General features: G+C 42.2%; 18 protein-coding genes and 2 tRNA genes. 12 read left to right on the forward strand and 8 right to left on the reverse strand.

Annotation, left to right across the window (positions count from 1 at the left end; translation table 11 throughout):
- The first annotated feature begins 47 nt into the window (after positions 1 to 47).
- The 4 genes from leuB to ilvA are packed head-to-tail and all read left to right on the forward strand — an operon-like array spanning position 48 to position 4,215.
- A complete protein-coding gene (gene leuB / locus WMZ97_RS08605) occupies positions 48 to 1,154 on the forward strand; it encodes a 3-isopropylmalate dehydrogenase (protein WP_343271663.1) in 1,107 nt (368 codons plus the stop codon).
- Between the two features lie 19 nt (positions 1,155 to 1,173).
- The gene (leuC, locus tag WMZ97_RS08610) at positions 1,174 to 2,580 is read left to right on the forward strand and encodes a 3-isopropylmalate dehydratase large subunit (protein WP_343271664.1); all 1,407 of its coding nucleotides are present in this window, start codon (positions 1,174 to 1,176) and stop codon (positions 2,578 to 2,580) included.
- A 13-nt stretch (positions 2,581 to 2,593) separates the two neighbouring features.
- Positions 2,594 to 3,178, forward strand: coding sequence for a 3-isopropylmalate dehydratase small subunit (gene leuD, locus WMZ97_RS08615; protein WP_343271665.1), 585 nt, complete (start codon positions 2,594 to 2,596; stop codon positions 3,176 to 3,178).
- A gap of 26 nt (positions 3,179 to 3,204) precedes the next feature.
- Positions 3,205 to 4,215, forward strand: coding sequence for a threonine ammonia-lyase (gene ilvA, locus WMZ97_RS08620; RefSeq protein WP_343271666.1), 1,011 nt, complete (start codon positions 3,205 to 3,207; stop codon positions 4,213 to 4,215).
- Between the two features lie 409 nt (positions 4,216 to 4,624).
- Here the strand turns inward: ilvA and WMZ97_RS08625 are convergent, their stop codons facing one another.
- The 4 genes from WMZ97_RS08625 to mnmH all read right to left on the reverse strand — a co-directional run bounded on the left by WMZ97_RS08625 (position 4,625) and on the right by mnmH (position 7,375).
- Entirely contained in the window at positions 4,625 to 4,954 is a 330-nt protein-coding gene (locus WMZ97_RS08625) for an ASCH domain-containing protein (RefSeq protein ID WP_343271667.1), read from the reverse strand.
- A 45-nt stretch (positions 4,955 to 4,999) separates the two neighbouring features.
- Positions 5,000 to 5,392: a hypothetical protein gene (locus tag WMZ97_RS08630; RefSeq protein WP_343271668.1), complete on the reverse strand. Its 393-nt coding sequence runs from the start codon at positions 5,390 to 5,392 to the stop codon at positions 5,000 to 5,002.
- Between the two features lie 125 nt (positions 5,393 to 5,517).
- Positions 5,518 to 6,321 carry a metallophosphoesterase gene (locus WMZ97_RS08635; protein ID WP_343271669.1) on the reverse strand — a complete coding sequence of 268 codons (804 nt, stop codon included), beginning with the start codon at positions 6,319 to 6,321 and terminating at the stop codon, positions 5,518 to 5,520.
- A 1-nt stretch (position 6,322) separates the two neighbouring features.
- Positions 6,323 to 7,375 carry a tRNA 2-selenouridine(34) synthase MnmH gene (mnmH, locus tag WMZ97_RS08640; RefSeq protein WP_343271670.1) on the reverse strand — a complete coding sequence of 351 codons (1,053 nt, stop codon included), beginning with the start codon at positions 7,373 to 7,375 and terminating at the stop codon, positions 6,323 to 6,325.
- A 470-nt stretch (positions 7,376 to 7,845) separates the two neighbouring features.
- Between mnmH and WMZ97_RS08645 the strand changes: the two genes are divergently transcribed.
- From WMZ97_RS08645 to WMZ97_RS08670, 6 genes are read left to right on the forward strand one after another with little or no spacing between them, the layout of a single operon-like run.
- Positions 7,846 to 8,244, forward strand: coding sequence for a GntR family transcriptional regulator (locus WMZ97_RS08645; protein ID WP_343271671.1), 399 nt, complete (start codon positions 7,846 to 7,848; stop codon positions 8,242 to 8,244).
- Entirely contained in the window at positions 8,237 to 8,926 is a 690-nt protein-coding gene (locus WMZ97_RS08650; protein ID WP_343271672.1) for an ABC transporter ATP-binding protein, read from the forward strand. The genes WMZ97_RS08645 and WMZ97_RS08650 overlap by 8 nt, the downstream gene beginning before the upstream one ends.
- Positions 8,923 to 9,756 carry a hypothetical protein gene (locus WMZ97_RS08655; protein ID WP_343271673.1) on the forward strand — a complete coding sequence of 278 codons (834 nt, stop codon included), beginning with the start codon at positions 8,923 to 8,925 and terminating at the stop codon, positions 9,754 to 9,756. The genes WMZ97_RS08650 and WMZ97_RS08655 overlap by 4 nt, the downstream gene beginning before the upstream one ends.
- Positions 9,757 to 9,770: 14 nt before the next feature.
- Complete coding sequence (locus WMZ97_RS08660) at positions 9,771 to 11,003, forward strand: hypothetical protein (protein WP_343271674.1); 1,233 nt, start codon at positions 9,771 to 9,773, stop codon at positions 11,001 to 11,003.
- Entirely contained in the window at positions 11,000 to 11,692 is a 693-nt protein-coding gene (locus WMZ97_RS08665) for an ABC transporter ATP-binding protein (protein WP_343271675.1), read from the forward strand. Before WMZ97_RS08660 ends, WMZ97_RS08665 begins: the two co-directional genes overlap by 4 nt.
- Positions 11,689 to 13,035, forward strand: a complete 1,347-nt coding sequence (locus tag WMZ97_RS08670) for an ABC transporter permease (protein ID WP_343271676.1) — start codon at positions 11,689 to 11,691, stop codon at positions 13,033 to 13,035. The genes WMZ97_RS08665 and WMZ97_RS08670 overlap by 4 nt, the downstream gene beginning before the upstream one ends.
- A gap of 64 nt (positions 13,036 to 13,099) precedes the next feature.
- Here WMZ97_RS08670 and WMZ97_RS08675 read toward each other — a convergent pair whose 3' ends face one another.
- Positions 13,100 to 13,699, reverse strand: coding sequence for a short chain dehydrogenase (locus tag WMZ97_RS08675; RefSeq protein WP_343271677.1), 600 nt, complete (start codon positions 13,697 to 13,699; stop codon positions 13,100 to 13,102).
- A 696-nt stretch (positions 13,700 to 14,395) separates the two neighbouring features.
- Complete coding sequence (locus WMZ97_RS08685; protein WP_343271678.1) at positions 14,396 to 14,740, reverse strand: thioredoxin family protein; 345 nt, start codon at positions 14,738 to 14,740, stop codon at positions 14,396 to 14,398.
- 197 nt (positions 14,741 to 14,937) lie between these two features.
- Between WMZ97_RS08685 and helD the strand changes: the two genes are divergently transcribed.
- On the forward strand, positions 14,938 to 17,244 hold the full coding sequence (helD, locus tag WMZ97_RS08690; protein ID WP_343271679.1) for an RNA polymerase recycling motor HelD: 2,307 nt from the start codon (positions 14,938 to 14,940) through the stop codon (positions 17,242 to 17,244).
- A gap of 342 nt (positions 17,245 to 17,586) precedes the next feature.
- Positions 17,587 to 17,823 carry a hypothetical protein gene (locus tag WMZ97_RS08695; RefSeq protein ID WP_343271680.1) on the forward strand — a complete coding sequence of 79 codons (237 nt, stop codon included), beginning with the start codon at positions 17,587 to 17,589 and terminating at the stop codon, positions 17,821 to 17,823.
- 86 nt (positions 17,824 to 17,909) lie between these two features.
- Here WMZ97_RS08695 and WMZ97_RS08700 read toward each other — a convergent pair.
- Positions 17,910 to 17,999 (reverse strand) — tRNA-Ser (locus WMZ97_RS08700).
- Between the two features lie 10 nt (positions 18,000 to 18,009).
- Positions 18,010 to 18,085 (reverse strand) — tRNA-Thr (locus tag WMZ97_RS08705).
- Positions 18,086 to 18,621 lie beyond the last annotated feature (536 nt).

The raw sequence follows: 18,621 nt of genomic DNA on the forward strand, positions 1-18,621 counted from the left end.
GCCACTCTGGCGCTTGCGCAAAGCACATTAAAAAAGGAGGGGAGCTTATGAATAAACAAATTATTCTGCTTCCGGGTGATGGTGTTGGAAAGGAAATTATGGAATCGGCAAAAGTTGTGTTAAATGCGGTTGCCAGCGAATATGGTCATAGCTTTACATTTCATAACCATGCGATCGGTGGCGACGCGATTGATTACTATGGTACACCTTTACCGGAAGACACGGTAAAGGCATGTCAAGACGCTGATGCTGTTTTGTTAGGCGCCGTGGGGGGAAGCAAATGGGACTCCCTTCCTGGGCATTTACGGCCGGAAAAAGGGTTGCTTGGTATCCGGAAGTCGCTTGGACTGTTTGCCAATTTGCGTCCGATCAAAGGCTTCACCCCACTGCTTCATGCATCACCACTGAAGGAAGAGGTCATTAAGGGAAGCGACATTATGATCATCCGGGAACTAACTGGCGGCCTTTATTTTGGCAGACCAAGTGAACGACGGGAGAATGGCAACGCGGTTGTCGATACCCTTTCGTATCAACGACATGAGATGGAACGAATTATTGATAAAGCTTTTCAAACGGCAAGACTGCGGAACAACCATTTGACATCGGTGGATAAAGCCAATGTGTTGGAATCAAGCAGAATGTGGCGTGAAATTGTAACGGAAAAACAGCAGGATTATCCGGATGTGACGGTAGAGCATCTGCTTGTCGATGCAGCAGCAATGAAGCTGATTACGCAGCCTAACCAATTTGACGTTATTGTTACGGAAAACTTATTCGGCGATATTCTCAGTGACGAAGCGTCTGTTCTGACTGGTTCACTTGGTATGCTACCTTCTGCAAGTATCCGGTCAGATGGTAAGGGGCTTTATGAACCTGTTCATGGCTCGGCACCGGATATTGCAGGAAAGGGTATTGCTAATCCGTTAGGCATGATTCTATCTGCCGCGTTAATGCTAAAACACTCATTCCAATTGGAAACGGAAGCAAATGAAATTGAAGAAGCAGTCCAACAGTGCCTGGATCAGGGATATCATACAGCTGATTTACAAATAGCTGGAGGTAAACGAGTAGGTACCAAAGAATTAACCGATATTGTTGTGGATAACCTGACGACAAAAAGCGTCTCAGATAGTATTTGCAGTATATATATCTAAGCAAGGGAGGGTTGTACGAGTGGGAAAACCGGAGACAATTGTTGAAAAGATTTGGAATAAACATGTTGTCCATCAAGCAGAGGGCGAACCGGAGTTATTGTATATTGATTTGCATTTGGTTCATGAGGTAACCTCTCCCCAGGCGTTTGAGGGGTTACGTCTGAACAATCGTAAAGTGCGCCGGCCGGATTTAACGTATGCGACGATGGATCACAATGTGCCTACCAGAAATCGTGACGTTGTAAAAGACCAAATCGCACAAAAGCAAATGGAGACATTGAAACAGAACTGTAAAGAAAATGGAATTAAACTTGCCGATATGTATCATCCGGATCAAGGGATCGTTCATGTGATTGGGCCGCAGCTAGGTTTAACCCAGCCAGGTAAAACGATTGTATGCGGCGATAGTCATACATCTACACATGGAGCTTTTGGTGCCTTGGCTTTTGGAATTGGTACGAGTGAGGTAGAACATGTATTAGCAACGCAGACGATCTGGCAGGAGCGGCCAAAAACGCTGAATGTCCAGGTAGAAGGTAAACTTGGTGTTGGGGTAACGGCTAAAGACTTAATCCTGGCGATCATCGCCAAATTCGGCGTCCGATTTGGTACGGGGTATGTAATTGAGTATACGGGTGACGCCGTTCGTAATTTGTCAATGGAAGGCCGGATGACCGTATGCAACATGTCCATTGAAGCAGGTGCACGCGCCGGGTTGATTAGCCCGGATGAAACAACGGTTGAGTTTTTAAGAGGTAAAGAATATGTTCCTGAAGGGGAAACATTTGCAGCATTAGCTGACCAATGGCTGGCATTAGCCACTGATGAGGGCGCTGTTTACGACAAAACGGTCACTATTAATGCCCAAGAAATTGAACCTCAAGTTTCCTGGGGAACAAATCCCGGAATGTGTCTTCCAGTTAGTGGATCAACACCAGATCTAGGCAGTGTGGACCATAAGGAGGACGTACAGCGAGCCCTAACATATATGGGATTGAAAGAAAATCAGCTGATCACCTCAATTGAGATTGATCACGTCTTTATTGGATCGTGTACCAATTCCAGATTAAGTGATCTGCAAAAAGCCGCCAAGATTGTTGCGGGTAAGCAAGTGAAATCAGGTGTCAGAGCAATTGTTGTACCCGGGTCATTCAGTATTAAACTGCAGGCAGAAAAAGAGGGTCTTGATACGATCTTTAAGCAGGCGGGCTTTGAATGGCGTGAAGCCGGATGCAGCATGTGTTTGGCAATGAATGATGATGTGGTGCCACCAGGATCAAGGTGTGCATCAACATCCAATCGGAACTTTGAAGGACGACAAGGAAATGGCTCCCGTACACATTTAGTCAGCCCGGAAATGGCAGCAGCTGCGGCAATTGAAGGTCACTTTGTTGATGTTCGCCAATTTACCGGCGTACCAAGCTAGGAGGTGGCAGAGGATGGAGGCTATACAACAACACAAGGGGCTGGTTTATCCGATGAACCGAACCAATGTTGATACGGATCAGATTATCCCTAAACAGTTTTTAAAACGAATTGAGCGAACGGGATTTGGCCAATTCTTATTTTACCATTGGCGGTTTGACGATGATGGTAATAAACGTTCAGATTTTAGCCTGAATAAACCGGAATATCAGGAGGCATCGATATTGGTAGCCGGGGAAAACTTTGGCTGTGGATCGTCCAGAGAACATGCACCATGGGCATTACTTGATTACGGGTTCCATGTAATTATCGCACCAAGCTTTGCAGATATTTTTTACAACAACGCGTTGAAAAACGGAATTATACCGATTAAACTGGATGAAACACAAGTAAATCAATGGATGCATCAAGCAGAAATAGCTGATCTCGAGTTGGATGTGGATTTGGAAAATCAGCTGATAACCGATACAGATGGTAATCAAGTGCACTTTGACTTCCCGGCATATCATAAGGAAAAACTAATGAATGGATGGGATGAAATTGCGCTGACACTGCAACACGAAGATAAGATTGAAGCGTTTGAGAATGCCGGCATTTGAGGTGTCTGGTACTTCCCTAAAATCAGATGAAAATCAAGGAGAGTGAACCAATTGGGAATTGCTTAACAGGTGAAAAAGTTCATACTGCGATGGAGCGTTTAACCCCCATCGTTCACCGTACCCCATTATTAACATCAATGACAACAGACAGGTTAGTAGGAAAACATGTTTATTGCAAAATGGAAAACCAGCAAAAGACGGGAGCATTTAAGTTTAGAGGTGCAAGCTTTAAACTAATGCAGCTGTCAAGAGAGCAGCTAAATAAGGGTGTCATCACTGCTTCAGCGGGAAACCATGCTCAGGGTGTTGCACATGCTGTAGCAAAGTCAGGTGCGCGTGCGATGATTTTTATGCCGGAGAAAACACCACTTGCCAAGGTGGAAGCAACCCGTAATTATGGTGCTGAAGTTGTGCTTACGGGTGAAACGTTCCAAGAAGCATATGAAGCCTCCTTAAAAAGGCAACTGCAAACCGGAGCTGTCTATATTCATCCATTTGATGATGAGGATGTGATGGCCGGACAGGGAACCATGGCAATGGAAATGCTCAGGCAGGAAGACCGGATTGACACAATTATCGTTCCAATTGGCGGCGGTGGCTTGATTAGCGGTATTGCTGTCGGAGCGAAACATGTTAATCGAAATATCAAAGTTATCGGGGTGCAAGCGAATGGAGCGCCTGCCATGTATGAGAGCTACCATACCAATCAAGTGAAAAATGCAAAGACCGTTTCTACTATTGCAGAAGGAATTGCCGTGAAGCAGCCAGGAAAACGTACGTTGCCAATAATCAGAGAGTATGTAGATGATATTGTAACGGTTGACGATGAAGAAATTGCTGCTGCGATACTTTATATGCTGGAACGCAATAAAACATTGCTTGAAGGTGCTGGTGCAGCGTCATTAGCAGCATTATTCAAGTATCGCGAACAAATTAAATCCCGACACTGTGGTGTAATCGTTAGTGGAGGAAATATGGACATTGGTACACTTCCAAAGATCCAAAACCTAGCCGAGAAACTACAATTTCCGGCTTAAAATAAGTGCCTGGCACCAGAATATCGGTGACGGGCACTTATTTTTTGGGACATGGAGACAGGTCAAGACTGCTGAAAAATCAGGAATCAGCGGACAGGTAATAATTGATCGGGTCGGTGCAAAGACGTATTTTAAATCTTCATTGCCTCTGATTATCGATGAACATCATTTCCTGCACATTTCGGTTTCTTTTTGATGTTCATAGCCTTGATGAACATCATTTCCCGCGTATCCCGGTTTCCATTGAAAAAGAATAATCTTAACCACTGCATATGCGGAGATATAGCCTTTATATTTATCGTTATTCTACTTATCAGGGGCTTCAACCAATTTATCGGTGATTCACATTCTCAGTGATCTTAAATAGAAATAAAGTAGGATGCTGAACTACCAGCACCCTACTCAATGTTTATTTCATTTTCAGTTCATGCACCCAGACTTCCATTTCTGGATCCCAAACTGCAGCTTCATGAATCGATGTGATTGCTTTTTGGTACGCTTGTAGATTTTGATACCCTTCGTCCTTGGCATCCTGTTCCTTTACGTCCTTCAGCTTTTGCGGGTAAACATTTTCCACTATAAATGTGTGTCCATCAAGCTCTACAGTGTCACTAGGGTCTGCATACCGGTCGTTGCGGCGTACAGAAGTTTTGTCACCTCTGATTAGTTTCTCAATATCCTTTGGGATGGTTACCAGTTTATTAATATCATATTTTTCCGGCCATGTTTGACTATGCATGATGATCCACTCCTTCTATAAATACTCTTCCCATACGCCAAACAATTAAACCTTATGCTCTGTCTTCATGAACGTCAGCAGCAAGAAAAAGATAAAACTCAACAGTAAAATCGACCCGCCAACAATAAAGAATACCGTATCCACTGCACCATTCAGGTTAAATGGCTTCAGATAATAAAGCCACATGCCTATTGTTAGTCCGATTGCTCCAATAATTGCCGTCCATACGTGTAAAGTGGCGATAATTGTTTTAGCGGGGGTGAAAATTTTGTAATAAACAGCCCAGGCAAACAGGGTTAACCAGCCAACAACAAGAATGTGCGCATGCACCGTTTTAAACTGATAGGCACCTGAACCCGCCATATGTGAACCCAAAAAGGCGCCGACGACAGCAAAGAGTGCAGAAAAACGTAATAAGACGTTACTATATTTGGACAAATGTAATCTCTCCTTTATTTCCATTTCATATACCAGCATAAATCTTCAATATGAATGGAAGATGAACGATAGATTACATGTTTCTCAGGCAGCTAGTGCTGTGCACGAACCATAACGAATAGAATTCAGATTATAATGGTTTTGATCGTCGTTTGAATTTCTTTCTCCGGTGAGTCATAAAGCCATTCATGTGGATAATAGCCTAGAGGATTGCCAATCATTTCGATTCCTTTATACATTTCATGATAGCGAGTATGGATATGGCCAAAAATGTATTTTTTTACACCATATTGTACAGCTAATCCCCCAAAACGGGTACTTCCCATCATCGCATTAAAAAAATCCCAGCTTGGGTCATTTTTATATTGCACAAAATGAGAAAAGGGAACAAAGTGGGTTGTCATGATGATGTGTTTATCCTTGTATGTGTGAAGCCACTTTTCTAACCGCTGCACAGCATGACTGGTGATCTCATTGTCGGTCGTCTTCCAATCAGCTTGCGTTTTATCTGTCCAGGTAAAAGTTCCGTATGTGCCTTTTGCGAAATCATCCTCGGTGTATCGAGCGAGCCCGTGACTGTAATCATACCAGCCGCCATCACCAATTAGTACCCAGTCATCATTCAACATTACCGGCCCATTTCCCAAATTGCCGGGGAATTGGAGCAACATTTTGTACGCATCGGCAGAATTGTCGGCATACACATCATGATTGCCATGAACAAAGTAAATGTTCGTTTGGGCGCATTCATCCTGCAAAGCTTTTAATAATTGTAAGGCTTTCTGGGGATGGTTCGCCATATCCCCGCTAATCATAAAAGCTTCGGGTTTGTTTTTCCAAATCCATCGTTTCAATATTGCCATGATATCGGTTTCGGTCCGTTTACGGTTTATACCTTCATGGATATCGGACAGGATAGCAATTTTCACATTAACCCCTCACTTTGGTTGGAAATTGTTGGTTCATTACATTTTCAATTCCTTGCAGTGCCTCCTTAACATTTCTGGCCGCAATATGAATTTTGCGTTCTTCCGGATACTGATCAGCCGCATATTCATATCGGGGATCATAATAATATTCTAGCAGTAACTGTACCGCATTGGCATAATTACCAAGTTGCAGGTCATCATCGATTTGCTTGGCCACCGGGGTATGAATCCGTTTTTTAATGATATGAAAGGCCTCCAGGAATGCCTTGGGAGAATTCCACGGCTGGTAATCATCTAAAATATGTTGGATTCGCTCTTTTGTTGGCATGTCGATAAATAATTGGATCCCTTTTTCCTTTTTCGCATAAAAGAAGTCTGGAAGAGTTGCTTTGCCAATCCGTTTGCTTTCTCCTTCCACGAATACGAATGGGGCATCCTGATAGCGTATCATTGCTTGGACAAGCTGGGATTCGAATTCCTTCTGACTACTAGGTTCCAGACCAATTTGGCCAAAAATGGAGCCGCGGTGGTTTGCCATTCCCTCCAGATCCATAACGGGGTATCCTTTTTGAGCAAGCAGTTTTAAAATTGTGGTTTTGCCTGATCCGGTGTATCCATTTAACACGTATAAATCAGGTTTAAACTCTTCTTCGGCTAACGTTGCAACAACCCACTGGCGGTACGTACGAAAGCCCCCGCTTAACCGGTTTGCTTTGATTCCCATTAAATCAAGCACAGTTGCGGCTGTCTTGCTTCGCATCCCTCCACGCCAGCAGAACACAGTTTTTGGTGTATCAATCTTGCGGAATGCAGCAATAAAGTCCGGGAGTTTGGCGGAAAATATCTCCAAGCCCCGTTCCTTGGCTGCTTCCTGGCCAACTTGCTTGTAAATAGTACCAACTTCGGCCCGTTCGTCATTGTTAAACACCGGAATATTAATGCTTCCCGGGATGGTGGATTCATGAAATTCCTTTGGTGATCGAACGTCAATGATTGTATGTTCTTCCTTTTGTTGCAAAGCGAATAGGTCATCTAATGCTATATCGTGAAACATCGCTTATGTCACTTCCTAACTTCTAAGCTTCTGAATTGTCGGTTTCTCTGTAATTTCTTCGATGATTTGTGTTTCTAGACGTTTTCTCTGTTATTATCCTTCCCATGAAACACGTTAAGCTATAATTACCTATTTAATTTTAACACATTGGAGGGGCGGGACAAGTGTTACAACTTTTGAAACTGGTCCAATGAAAGATCTTATAGCGATCGCTGCGGTACGTTTCGCTGAATATCGACATAAAGCCGCTGAAGTTCGACATAATAACGCTGAACTTAGCAACAGTTTCGCTGAAGTCCACAGGTCTGACAGGAATTAAAATTTCTATTGACACCAGACTGTATTAACCATATAATACATCTTAAAGGTGTATTATATCTTTAATACACAACTTTTATGCTTTAGGTGTATTAACTGATTAATACACAGTGCGATAAGTTATATAACTGAGAATTATGGGAGCTGGGTCGATGAAAACCATCAAGTTTAATAATCGGGATCCTGTCTATGTGCAAGTAGTTCACCATTTTAAAGAAGAGATTGCCACAGGTGTTCTGGAACCGGGGGAGGAGATTCCTTCACGACGGGAATTAGCAAATAAGTTCAAAATAAACCCAAATACAGCGCAACGTGCCTATAAGGAAATGGAGGACGAAGGATTGATTTATACCGAGCGGAACTTACCAAGTCGAATTACCAAAGATGAACAAATATTAAAAGAAGTTCGGGAAGAGCTTATTATGCAGGCGGTTAACTCCTTCGTCACTGCTGTCCATTCCATTCAAGTGCCGGTGGATGAAGTGCTGGATCTGGTGCAGGAGAAATATGCGGAGAAAAAAGCGGAACAAGGGGGACAGAAACATGATTGAGGTAAAGGATGTCAAGAAAAAGTTTGGCCGTAAACAAGTGCTTAATGGTGTTTCCTTCACTGCCAATAAAGGCGAGATTACCTGTCTGATCGGTATCAACGGTGTTGGTAAGACAACCATCCTGAATGCAATTATGTCCCTGACGCCAATTAATAGCGGAGAGATTTTAATCGATGGAGAAAAGCTCAACAAGTATAGTTATGAAAAAATCACCTTTATTCCCGATGCAATTACCATGCTGCCGCAAATGCGGATTGCGGATGCAATACAGTTTATGGATGATTTCTATACTTGCTGGAATCAGGAACGGGCGACGAAACTGCTAAGATTTTTCAAACTAAAGGAAGAAGATAAAGTCCGCGAGTTATCAAAGGGGAATACTGCCAAAGTAAATCTATTATTAGGATTGGCAATGGATGTGGACTACTTGCTTATGGACGAACCATTTTCCGGGATTGATATTTTCAGCCGGGAGCAAATTGCCGATGTGTTTACTAGCCATTTAATTGAGGATCGCGGTGTGATTGTGACAACCCATGAGATTGGCGACATTGAACACTTGATTGATAAGGTCGTATTACTCGGGGATGGAGGCGTGCTGAAGGAGTTTAATGCGGAAGAGGTTCGTGACCATGAAGGGATGTCTGTTGTGGATGTCATGAGAGAGGTGTATCAGAAATGAAACATTATTTGAAGCTGGTTCATTTTGAATTTGATCGGTTTGCCAAGCTGTATCTCACGCTAATTATGGTAACCATCGCAATGCAATTTATTGGGGTGATCATTAATGCAAATAGCTATCTTCGTATGGCAAATTATTCTATTCATGAACATCATATGTCAACGGAAGCTTTTCTGCGTGATTATGGCAGGATGTCATTTGAACAGATTTCCAATTCCTTATGGTTTGCAGCACCTATCGCATTAAGTATTGCTGCATTAATCTTTTATTGTTTTCTCATTTGGTATCGGGATTGGTTTGGCAAGAACACCTTTATTTATCGCTTGTTAATGCTGCCAACTGCCCGGTTAAATATATACCTTTCCAAGGCAACGTCGATATTTTTGATGGTACTTGGTTTAATTTCCTTACAATTAATCTTACTGCCGTTGGAACACCGATTGATGCAATTCATCGTTCCGTTCAGTTTGAGAACCGATTATTCACTTCATGAAATGGTCTTGTCGTTTCGCTACTTGGAGGTACTATACCCAAATACATTTACTGAATTCATTTTGCACTACGGGCTAGGTTTCATGGTAGTGTTTGTACTCTTTACCGTGATCATGTTTGAACGAAGCTATCGATGGAAGGGAATGGTGTTTGGTGTACTATATGGCATCTTCACCATGTGCTTATTTCTTGCACCTGTCATCTTGGTGTTCATATTAGAAAACGAGTACTTATATCCAATGGAATTGCTTATCCTTGAAGTGATTCTAGGATTAGCCGTCATTGCCATTTCAATCTGGGTAAGCCATTATCTCTTGAAAAATAAAATAACGGTTTGATTGGGGGGATGGAGATGAAACGCTATTGGAAGTTAATTGTGCTGGTTGTGGTTATCGTGCTGACGGTAGGGACGTTTTATATTAAGCAAGATTCAAGTATTTACCCAAAAATGGTTTTACAGACAAAAAGCGGTAATGAGGCACTGGTTGATCATATTCGGTTGGAAGCCTATTATTATGCGACGGCGTCATGGGACGACATGGTGGACATCACTACAAAAGGAGCGGTATATACAGGAAAACAGTCCTTTTTCAAACGTTTGGAAGATGAAAACGATCCTAAAATCGCTCATCTGAAACAGGACTATCGGAGCTTTTTGCGTGGCAAAATTAGAAATGCGGAAATGTTCGCCGAGAACAAGAACGTTGTCGTTTATGCCAATGTAGAGCCAGAATCATATCGGTACGAATCAACTGATTTTAAACTACATACTGCAATTCTGAATAAGCAGGATAAGCAACAGTCATCTTTTTCGATTCCGGTTAATCAGGATGGGAAGTATTCCGATATCTATGTGGAACGCGTATATCTGGTGGATGATCAAGTGAAGGTGCTTACACAAAACATGCTAGCAGCAGGTGATACGTCTGATGATACGGACATGCGTGTCTACAGCCTAGATATACAATCGGGAAAAATGGTTGATGATGAGACCGTTGTATCTGGCTCAGATAACTCAGATGCATATGAATGGTTGAGGGTTTTATCCAGAGAAAATGCTAGTAATGATGAAACCAAGGATATATTAATTGTGAAAGAAAATAACAAGGTTTCGCCTGAAGATGGGGAGATAACGTATACCGAAAGCAATGTGTTTTATTATGATTTGCAAACGGATGAACATGCTGAAGTGGCTTTACCTAAACAGCTCCAGCAGGGGACTGAGGTGCAGTCGGTTCATGGAACAACACTGTACTTTAGCAAAATGAAGAAAAATCAGTTGGACATCATTGCCTATGATATGAAAACTAAGAAAATAACAGAAAAGCAAACGATCAAATTGCCGACGTCCTATCAAGCGGAGGAAATGGGCAGTCCGCTCATGAAAGTAAAGGATGATCACGCGTATATTGTCAGTAGTGAGCAAATGGCCCAGCAGGATACCTCGGTCATGGTTGTAGATTTGCAGTCGGGCAAGACGGTATATGAAGGAACTATTGCGATAAAGGATAACCATGACATAACGGATTACGAATTATATATTAATGATTTCTTATTTGAAGAAGAAACAGGTGATAACGATTGATTACAGTAAAACAGCTCAGTCATCATTTTACACTAGGAAAAAAAGGACAAAAAACGACGCTTCCTGTGTTAACAGATATTTCTTTTCAGGTAAATAAAGGAGAGATTGTTTCGATTGTTGGTAAGAGTGGATCTGGCAAGTCCACTCTACTAAACTTGATCAGTGGTTATATCCAGCCGAGTGAAGGGGATATTTGGATTGCTGATCAGCATGTGACTGACTTTTCGGAAGCGCAATTTGCTGATTTCCGCTTGGAACATTTAGGATTTATCTTTCAAAGCTTCCAGTTGATCCCGAGTATGACAGCCTTTCAAAATATTGAATTGCCATTAACATTTAAAGGGATGGACGCGTCAAAACGAAAAACTTTAGTGATGGAAATGATCGACAAAGTTGGCCTAACCGCGTTTTGTGATCATTATCCGAGTGAATTATCTGGAGGGCAGCAGCAACGGGTTAGTATTGCCAGAGCATTGGTGCTAAACCCGCCATTAATTCTGGCTGACGAACCAACCGGAAGTCTGGACAGTGAAACGGAAGCATCTTTATTAGAGTTTATTCAACAGTTAAATCGCGAATTGGGGACGACTTTTCTCATCATTACCCATGACGATGCAGTTGCACAGATTGGCAATTGCAGTCTGTCCATCTCGGATGGTAAATTGCTAGAAAATGAGGTTCATATATGAGGTTAAAGGATCGGTTTTTATTTGTCAGACAGAATATAAAGAAGAACAAGGCACGCACGTTCATGACCATTTTAGCGACGGCTATGGGCTGTGCATTCCTAATTGTTTTGGCATCGATTGGCTATGGCCTGCAGCAAACGGTTGTTGATGATACATTGAAGCAACAGGTAGTTACCCAAATTGATGTTTATGGCCATGAAGGAGCGAGTGGGGATTACAGACCAATAACAATAGACGATATCACGGAAATGGAATTAATCGATGGGGTGAAGGCTGTTACTCGGAGAAAGAGCCTTCAGCAAATGCCTGCTTTCAACCTAGACGATTATCAGGCGGATGCGGAAACGGTGGTAGCTGATTTTCCTTCAGAGATAAAATCAGGATTGGAATTACAGGGTGGCAGATTGCCAAAAGCAGATGATGAAATTATTGTTGGTCATGATTTTGCGAAGTATCTACATGCTGATTCAGATGGCGAGGCTCTCTATGATGAAGATGGCAATTTGAAGAAGGAATACCAATATGATGGGGACGTAATTGACCAAACGCTGGACATGACCATTCAAAAAGCAGAAAATGTGAAGAAGGGCGATACACATACCATTCCACTGAAAATTGTTGGTGTGACAAAAAAACCAACGAAGGAATGGATGGAGGATGCAACTGTCTATATTTCACAGGATGTTCTGGATGAGGTGGAGGCTTTCACTGGCACGACAAAAGGAGCCATCCCCGACCCAAATTATGAGCAGGATGAGACAGAAGCTGATGCGAATGTGTTTGATGATGTAAAGGTATTTGCGAATAGCTTGGAAGATGTACAGGCAGTTACGGACAAGTTGGATGATGCTAGTTACGCAACGTATTCGGTTGTCAGTGAAATGAAACAATTAAATGTGCTATTTACGATCGCCAAGGCAGGGTTGATTTTGGTTGGTACGATTGCGGTATTGATTGCTTCGATTGGCATCTATAATACGATGACCATGGCGGTGACGGAACGAGCGCCTGATATTGGGATCATGAAGGCAATCGGGGCCAACCCAAAAGCGATCAAACAAATCTTTCTCATGGAAAGCACCTATATTGGGGTGATCGGTGCTATTATCGGGACGGTTGTGGCCTATGGGGTAAGTCTGTTGGTTAATGCAGGATTACCGTTAATTTTGCAAATGGCTTTTGATGAAGAACTGCCAGATGGACTAAAGTTTTCATCGATTCCGGTAACCTTGGTTATCATAGCGGTTGTCATTTGTCTGCTGGTGACAATTTTGTCAGGAATGCGGCCAGCGAAACGCGCTACCCAAATTGATGTTTTGCAGGCAATGCGGCGGGAAATTTAATAAAAAAGACCTTGCTTGACATGGGGTCCACTTTAATATAAATACCTCAAGCAAGGTCTTTTTTCTAATATACCTCGTAATTTTGCCCGGATTGCGCCCCCAGGACACTCTTTTTATAAGCTAATGCTACACGTTTTGCAGGAACTGGGTCAAACCCTTGAAAGAGGCTCTCCAGTCGTTCCCATGATTCCTGAACCGCATTTGGGCTAACACTATTAATTCGGATTCCACGCGGCATCTCAATCGCGGCTGATTTGACAAATGCCTTCACACCACCATTAGCCATTGCCGCTGAAGCGCCCTGGCGAATCGGGTCATCCATCATAATACCGGTTGTTAATGTGAAACTGCCATGATCATTCACATGGTTTAACCCTAACAGCACGAGGTTGATTTGTCCTTTGAGCTTACTTTCGATCCCTTTTTCATTTAATTCTGGAGTCAGTTCCGGGACAGAGGCAAAATTCGCTCCGCCAGATGCATTGACGACCGCATCCACATGGCCGATTTTTTCATACATTTGCTTGATACTGTCTTCAGCGGTGATATCAACCTGCACATCAGCACCATTTCTACCGGCGCGGATGAGGTTGTGATCCTTTTCCAATAGTGCTGTAACTTCTTTTCCAATCGTGCCAGTAGCACCAATCATAAGTATTTTCATATGAGTGTCTCCCTTCTTGTTCATCGCTATTGAAATTTACCCTAATGATAAGATTTTATGAAGGCTCTGCAGATGAATATTCTCCCGCCTTCGCTATGCTTAGAGGGAGGGAGTTTCGAGTGTATCAAAGGCTAACCAATGCTTAACACTCGTGGAGTTGACACATTTGCCTGATGGCACAACCCCGCTAGACGCTCCGCCTTGAAAGCATTGGGACATACTTTTCGCAATATGTTCATACTGCCGTTTACATCCGCATTGATCAGGATTCAGTAGCTTGCCCGGTACAGACCGCGCTTGATTCGCTTCCCGGAAAAAAATGGGAAGGTACGTATATAGTTGATCCATGACTTCCTGTTGAAGCGGGTGCAAGGGTTTATCGGTTTTAAGTGCTGTGTAATCTGACGGATGTAGAAATTCGTGGTGTTGTAAAGATTTTTGCTGGCTTCGGTTAATCGCTTAAGATGGGAAAATAAGCGATGACCGGGTTTAATCCGTATTTGCTGTGTTTCGTACACGTGTTCCCACCACCTTTACTTCAGTATACGTGTTTTGATAAGTTTTTGCAAAGAATAATAAAGAGCCAAGACCTACCGATTTATTCCCCACCTATAGAGGATGGAGGTATTCTCGCTCTTAAGGATAAATTTATGTGAAATCGGCTAACTTATGATTCATACAAGAACAATGACTGAATCAATCTGATGAACCAGCCATATGCTTATATATTTTATTTAGTTTTTCCTCTAATAAATCAAGCGGAACAATCCGGGCTTCGCGAATATATTCCTTTCCATCAATAAAAAATAGCAGGGCCGGAACCGTAAATACGGAAAATGCCCCGGCAACTTCCTGTACCACATCCGCATTGATGTGCCCCAACTTAATTTCGGGGTAATTTTCCATTAATACTTGTACCTGCGGAAATAAACCATGACAAACGCTGCAATCAGGACGTGAAATAAACAGAAAGGAAAGTTGGTGGTGTTGAATGAATTCTTGTACCGCTGAAAGTGAGGCTAATTCTTCAAATGCGCGCATATTGGAAAACCTCCATTAAAAAAACGCTAGCGTTTAAATTGCAAAAAGTGCTTGCAAGATAAACATTAACGTTGTATCATTAAAGTATTGTTGCCTATTTTTAAATAGAACATATAATAATCCTTATATAAATTTTATCACAAATGAAATTAAAAGTCAACAAAAATGAATCTTACAAATGATAATGGGGGAATTAGATGACTGAGAATGAAAGTCGGAAAGCGGAACAGCAGCTTGTAGATCGTGTAGTGGAAGAAATTCATCAACGGCAAGCAAACTTGTATGCAAAATCATCTGGATTAAAGCAGAGTGTCATTGATTTACGGCAAAACTTTTGGGAAGATGTCACCGTAAATCTGGATGAACCGGATGACGTCATCGAAACACAGGCAAGTATCAAACAGCAAGCCGAGCTATTATCAGAACGGGAACGATTTCATGGAAAAATAGGAGAAGAATTAAAGACATTAGCACGTCTGGAAAGTAATCCCTATTTCGGGCGTATTGATTTTCAGGAGGATGGGGAAGCAAAAAGTCAACCGATTTATATCGGCATCGCATCCTTAATGGACCGTAATGACGAGGAATTTCTCATATATGACTGGCGCGCACCGATTTCCAGTCTTTATTATGATTACTCCCCCGGAAAGGCTGCATATGAAACAATAGGAGACACCATTTCAGGTGAGATGACATTAAAGCGACAATTTATTATCCGTAATAGTGTCATTAAAGGGATGTTTGATACGGGAGTCACCATAGGCGATGAATTATTGCAGCAAGCGCTTGGGAATAATGCAAGCACAACGATGAAAAGTATCGTGTCCACCATCCAAAAAGAGCAAAATAAAATTATCCGTGATGAACAGCACCGCTATCTTGTTGTCCAGGGCGTGGCGGGAAGCGGCAAAACATCGGCTGCATTGCAACGAATTGCTTATCTCATGTACCGGTACCGCGACACATTACGTGCTGATAACGTTGTTTTATTTTCGCCAAATCCATTATTCAGCAGTTATGTCGCCAATGTCCTCCCCGAGCTAGGGGAAGCGAATGTGCAGCAGATTACATTTTATGAATATTTGCAAGAAAAAATTGGGGATAAGTGGACCGTCGAATCGCCATTTCAACATATGGAATATAAATTGACCGGAAAACAAGATACGGATTATCAAACGAAAATGGCGTGCATCGATTATAAATCAAGCGTAACATTTAAACAGCATTTGGAGGCGTTTCTATTACGTTTGGCGGAAGAAGGGCTGATTTTCAAGAATATAGCCTTCCATAAACAGGTATTTGTTGCCAAAGAACAGATTTACGACTATTTTTATTCTTTGGATCCAACTATTACCATTCCGAATAAACTAGAATTTGTTGCGAAATGGCTGCTATGTGAAATACAAAATCAGCAGCTTAAAGAGATAAACAAGGATTGGGTTATGGAACAAATAGAGCTGTTAGATAAAGAAGAATATCTACAGGCCCATTACCATATGCAAAAGCAGGATCAAGATGAGTTATATGCTGAGGAAACGGAAGAAGACTTTTTGCGGGAAAAGGTGGTAAAAAAGGCCTTTTCCCCGTTGAAACAGCGAATTAAGCAATTCCAGTTCGTTAATATTTACGCAACCTATCAAACGTTTTTTACCGATTGGTCGCCTGAAGATGCCCCAAGCCATTGGAATGAGATAAGAGAGCAGACGATGAAGGATCTTTCCCGGGGATATCTAGCGTGGGAAGAAGCTGCCGCGTACGTATATGTTAAAGGGAGCATATTAGGGGATAACGCGGATCGCTCTGTTCGGCATTTGTTTATTGATGAAGCGCAGGATTATTCACCGTTTCAATTTGCCTATATCAAGCATCAGTTCCCTTATACAAGGATGACGTTATTAGGGGATGTGAATCAAGCCATTTACACGCATGCCATTCAGGGAAGTCCACTTGTTCCGGCTAAGAAAGATGATTATCTTCAAAGGATCGTTCTAACAAAAAGTTATCGATCTACCAAGCAAATTGTTGAATTCACGGCATATTTTGCACCGGATGGTAAAATTATTGAGCCATTTAACCGGGAAGGAAAGAAACCGGAGTTGCTCAGCTATCAGGGAAATATTGTTGCGCCATTGGTTGCTAAAATCAAGGCATTAAAGGATAACGGTTATGAAACGATTGCACTGATTTGTAAGACGCAAGAGGAATGTGATACGCTGTTTGACCGATTAAATAAGTCGTTAGCCATGATCCAACTCAATGAGGAAACCCGTTCCTTTCATAAAGGTGTCTTGCTGCTGCCGGTTTATTTGGCCAAAGGGATTGAATTCGACGCAGTCGTCATCCCGGATGCATCGAAAAAAGCGTATACAGGTGAAGCGGATCGAACGCTTTTTTACACAGCTTGCACAAGGGCGATGCATGAGCTCGTGCTGTTAACGGATGAAAGATGCAGTCCGTTTATATTGGAGGCACCGGAAGATAAATATGATGAATTAACTATTTAATGTTCAGAAGGGGCTGGGATACAACTAAAATGTTCAAGCTTAAAGACGAATAATAATGCACTACTTTAGCGGAGGAAATATACGTATACTCCGGCGGGAGGAAAGGCATCAGTGAGACCCCGCAGTCAGCACGAGGAGGCTCACCAGCCGCCCGCGGAAAGCGAAGTATATTTCCGGAGCGGGTTAAGTGCACCAGCCATAGTTTCTGGTTAGTTCGGTTTTTTCTTTGGTAAAAACGCATTTTGTCTCAGGCCCTTCTGTTGTTTAACGTACGGTAATAAGCCCTGCATTTTCATATTGTCACTGATTCATGTTAATAATAGTAGTATAGGTATTAGACATATGCATGATCGAAAGGGTGCGATATTGGTGAATGGTGGACATTGGTATGATTGGATAACACCGACGAATCCATTTGTAGCTGTGCTGTTATGTATGCTGCTTATTTTAGGAGTGGCGATTATTGCCTGGTTTGAAGATAAGAAAAACTATAAAACGCCGTTGTTGATATTAATTACTGGGTTTATCTTTGCGATTATCGGGGTGTTAGTTCTTCATTCGATTGGATTTTATAAATAGTATGGGATTTGAACAAACGTTTGATTAAACAAGGATGATAAGAAGAAAGATAGATAACGTGGATTGGTGTGGAACGATAAAATGAACGGAGAAGGTGGGATTCGAACCCACGCGACGCGAAAACGTCCTAACGCATTTCGAGTGCGTCCCCTTCAGCCGGGCTTGGGTACTTCTCCAAAAGAAAGATGGTGCTGGTGAGAGGATTTGAACCCCCGACCCCGTCATTACGAGTGACGTGCACTACCAACTGTGCTACACCAGCATCTAAAATGGTCCTTTTTTGCGAGGCACATAGAGTATAATAATACATTTTTATCATTTCTTCAACCATTTTGCAGTGACTTTTTTATTGTAAAGAAGAATTCCGCTATTCTTCAGCGTGTGATCATGTCGTAAAATAGCATATTTAAGGGTCTTCACAAATCGCCGATAAAGTGAAACTTCATTCAGTGGGGGTTTCCCTTCCTCCCCCACTGAATGTTAGTTGAACAGAATCGGACCTTTACGGGCAGTTTATATCCATGCCTTTCCAGAGGCACAAAACGTCATGAAAGAATTTCTTTCAGACTTAACTCCCGCTATCCTTTTTGATTTCTCCTCAACATCTCGAAGTGGGAGTCTTACTGCCCGTTAAGAGTGGGATGAACCACACCACCGGCTAGAAATGAAAAATACTGAAAACTATCGGCAACCACTATGGAAAACCCAGCTGGTATAAAATGAGGCCACTGAAAATCTTATAATTTTTCAGTGAAACTAAAGATATATAATGAAAAAGACGACTCTAATTATTTTTGA

Origin of the sequence: Lentibacillus songyuanensis (assembly GCF_039548255.1) — a bacterium.
Taxonomy (GTDB): domain Bacteria; phylum Bacillota; class Bacilli; order Bacillales; family Amphibacillaceae; genus Lentibacillus_C; species Lentibacillus_C songyuanensis.

Coding starts and splice junctions, on each gene's coding strand:
- leuB (WP_343271663.1), top strand. CDS start 48: ATGAATAAACAAATTATTCTGCTTCCGGGTGATGGTGTTGGAAAGGAA.
- leuD (WP_343271665.1), top strand. CDS start 2,594: ATGGAGGCTATACAACAACACAAGGGGCTGGTTTATCCGATGAACCGA.
- ilvA (WP_343271666.1), top strand. CDS start 3,205: ATGAAAATCAAGGAGAGTGAACCAATTGGGAATTGCTTAACAGGTGAA.
- WMZ97_RS08625 (WP_343271667.1), bottom strand. CDS start 4,954: ATGCATAGTCAAACATGGCCGGAAAAATATGATATTAATAAACTGGTA.
- mnmH (WP_343271670.1), bottom strand. CDS start 7,375: ATGTTTCACGATATAGCATTAGATGACCTATTCGCTTTGCAACAAAAG.
- WMZ97_RS08645 (WP_343271671.1), top strand. CDS start 7,846: ATGAAAACCATCAAGTTTAATAATCGGGATCCTGTCTATGTGCAAGTA.
- WMZ97_RS08650 (WP_343271672.1), top strand. CDS start 8,237: ATGATTGAGGTAAAGGATGTCAAGAAAAAGTTTGGCCGTAAACAAGTG.
- WMZ97_RS08655 (WP_343271673.1), top strand. CDS start 8,923: ATGAAACATTATTTGAAGCTGGTTCATTTTGAATTTGATCGGTTTGCC.
- WMZ97_RS08660 (WP_343271674.1), top strand. CDS start 9,771: ATGAAACGCTATTGGAAGTTAATTGTGCTGGTTGTGGTTATCGTGCTG.
- WMZ97_RS08670 (WP_343271676.1), top strand. CDS start 11,689: ATGAGGTTAAAGGATCGGTTTTTATTTGTCAGACAGAATATAAAGAAG.
- WMZ97_RS08675 (WP_343271677.1), bottom strand. CDS start 13,699: ATGAAAATACTTATGATTGGTGCTACTGGCACGATTGGAAAAGAAGTT.
- WMZ97_RS08685 (WP_343271678.1), bottom strand. CDS start 14,740: ATGCGCGCATTTGAAGAATTAGCCTCACTTTCAGCGGTACAAGAATTC.
- helD (WP_343271679.1), top strand. CDS start 14,938: ATGACTGAGAATGAAAGTCGGAAAGCGGAACAGCAGCTTGTAGATCGT.
- WMZ97_RS08695 (WP_343271680.1), top strand. CDS start 17,587: ATGCATGATCGAAAGGGTGCGATATTGGTGAATGGTGGACATTGGTAT.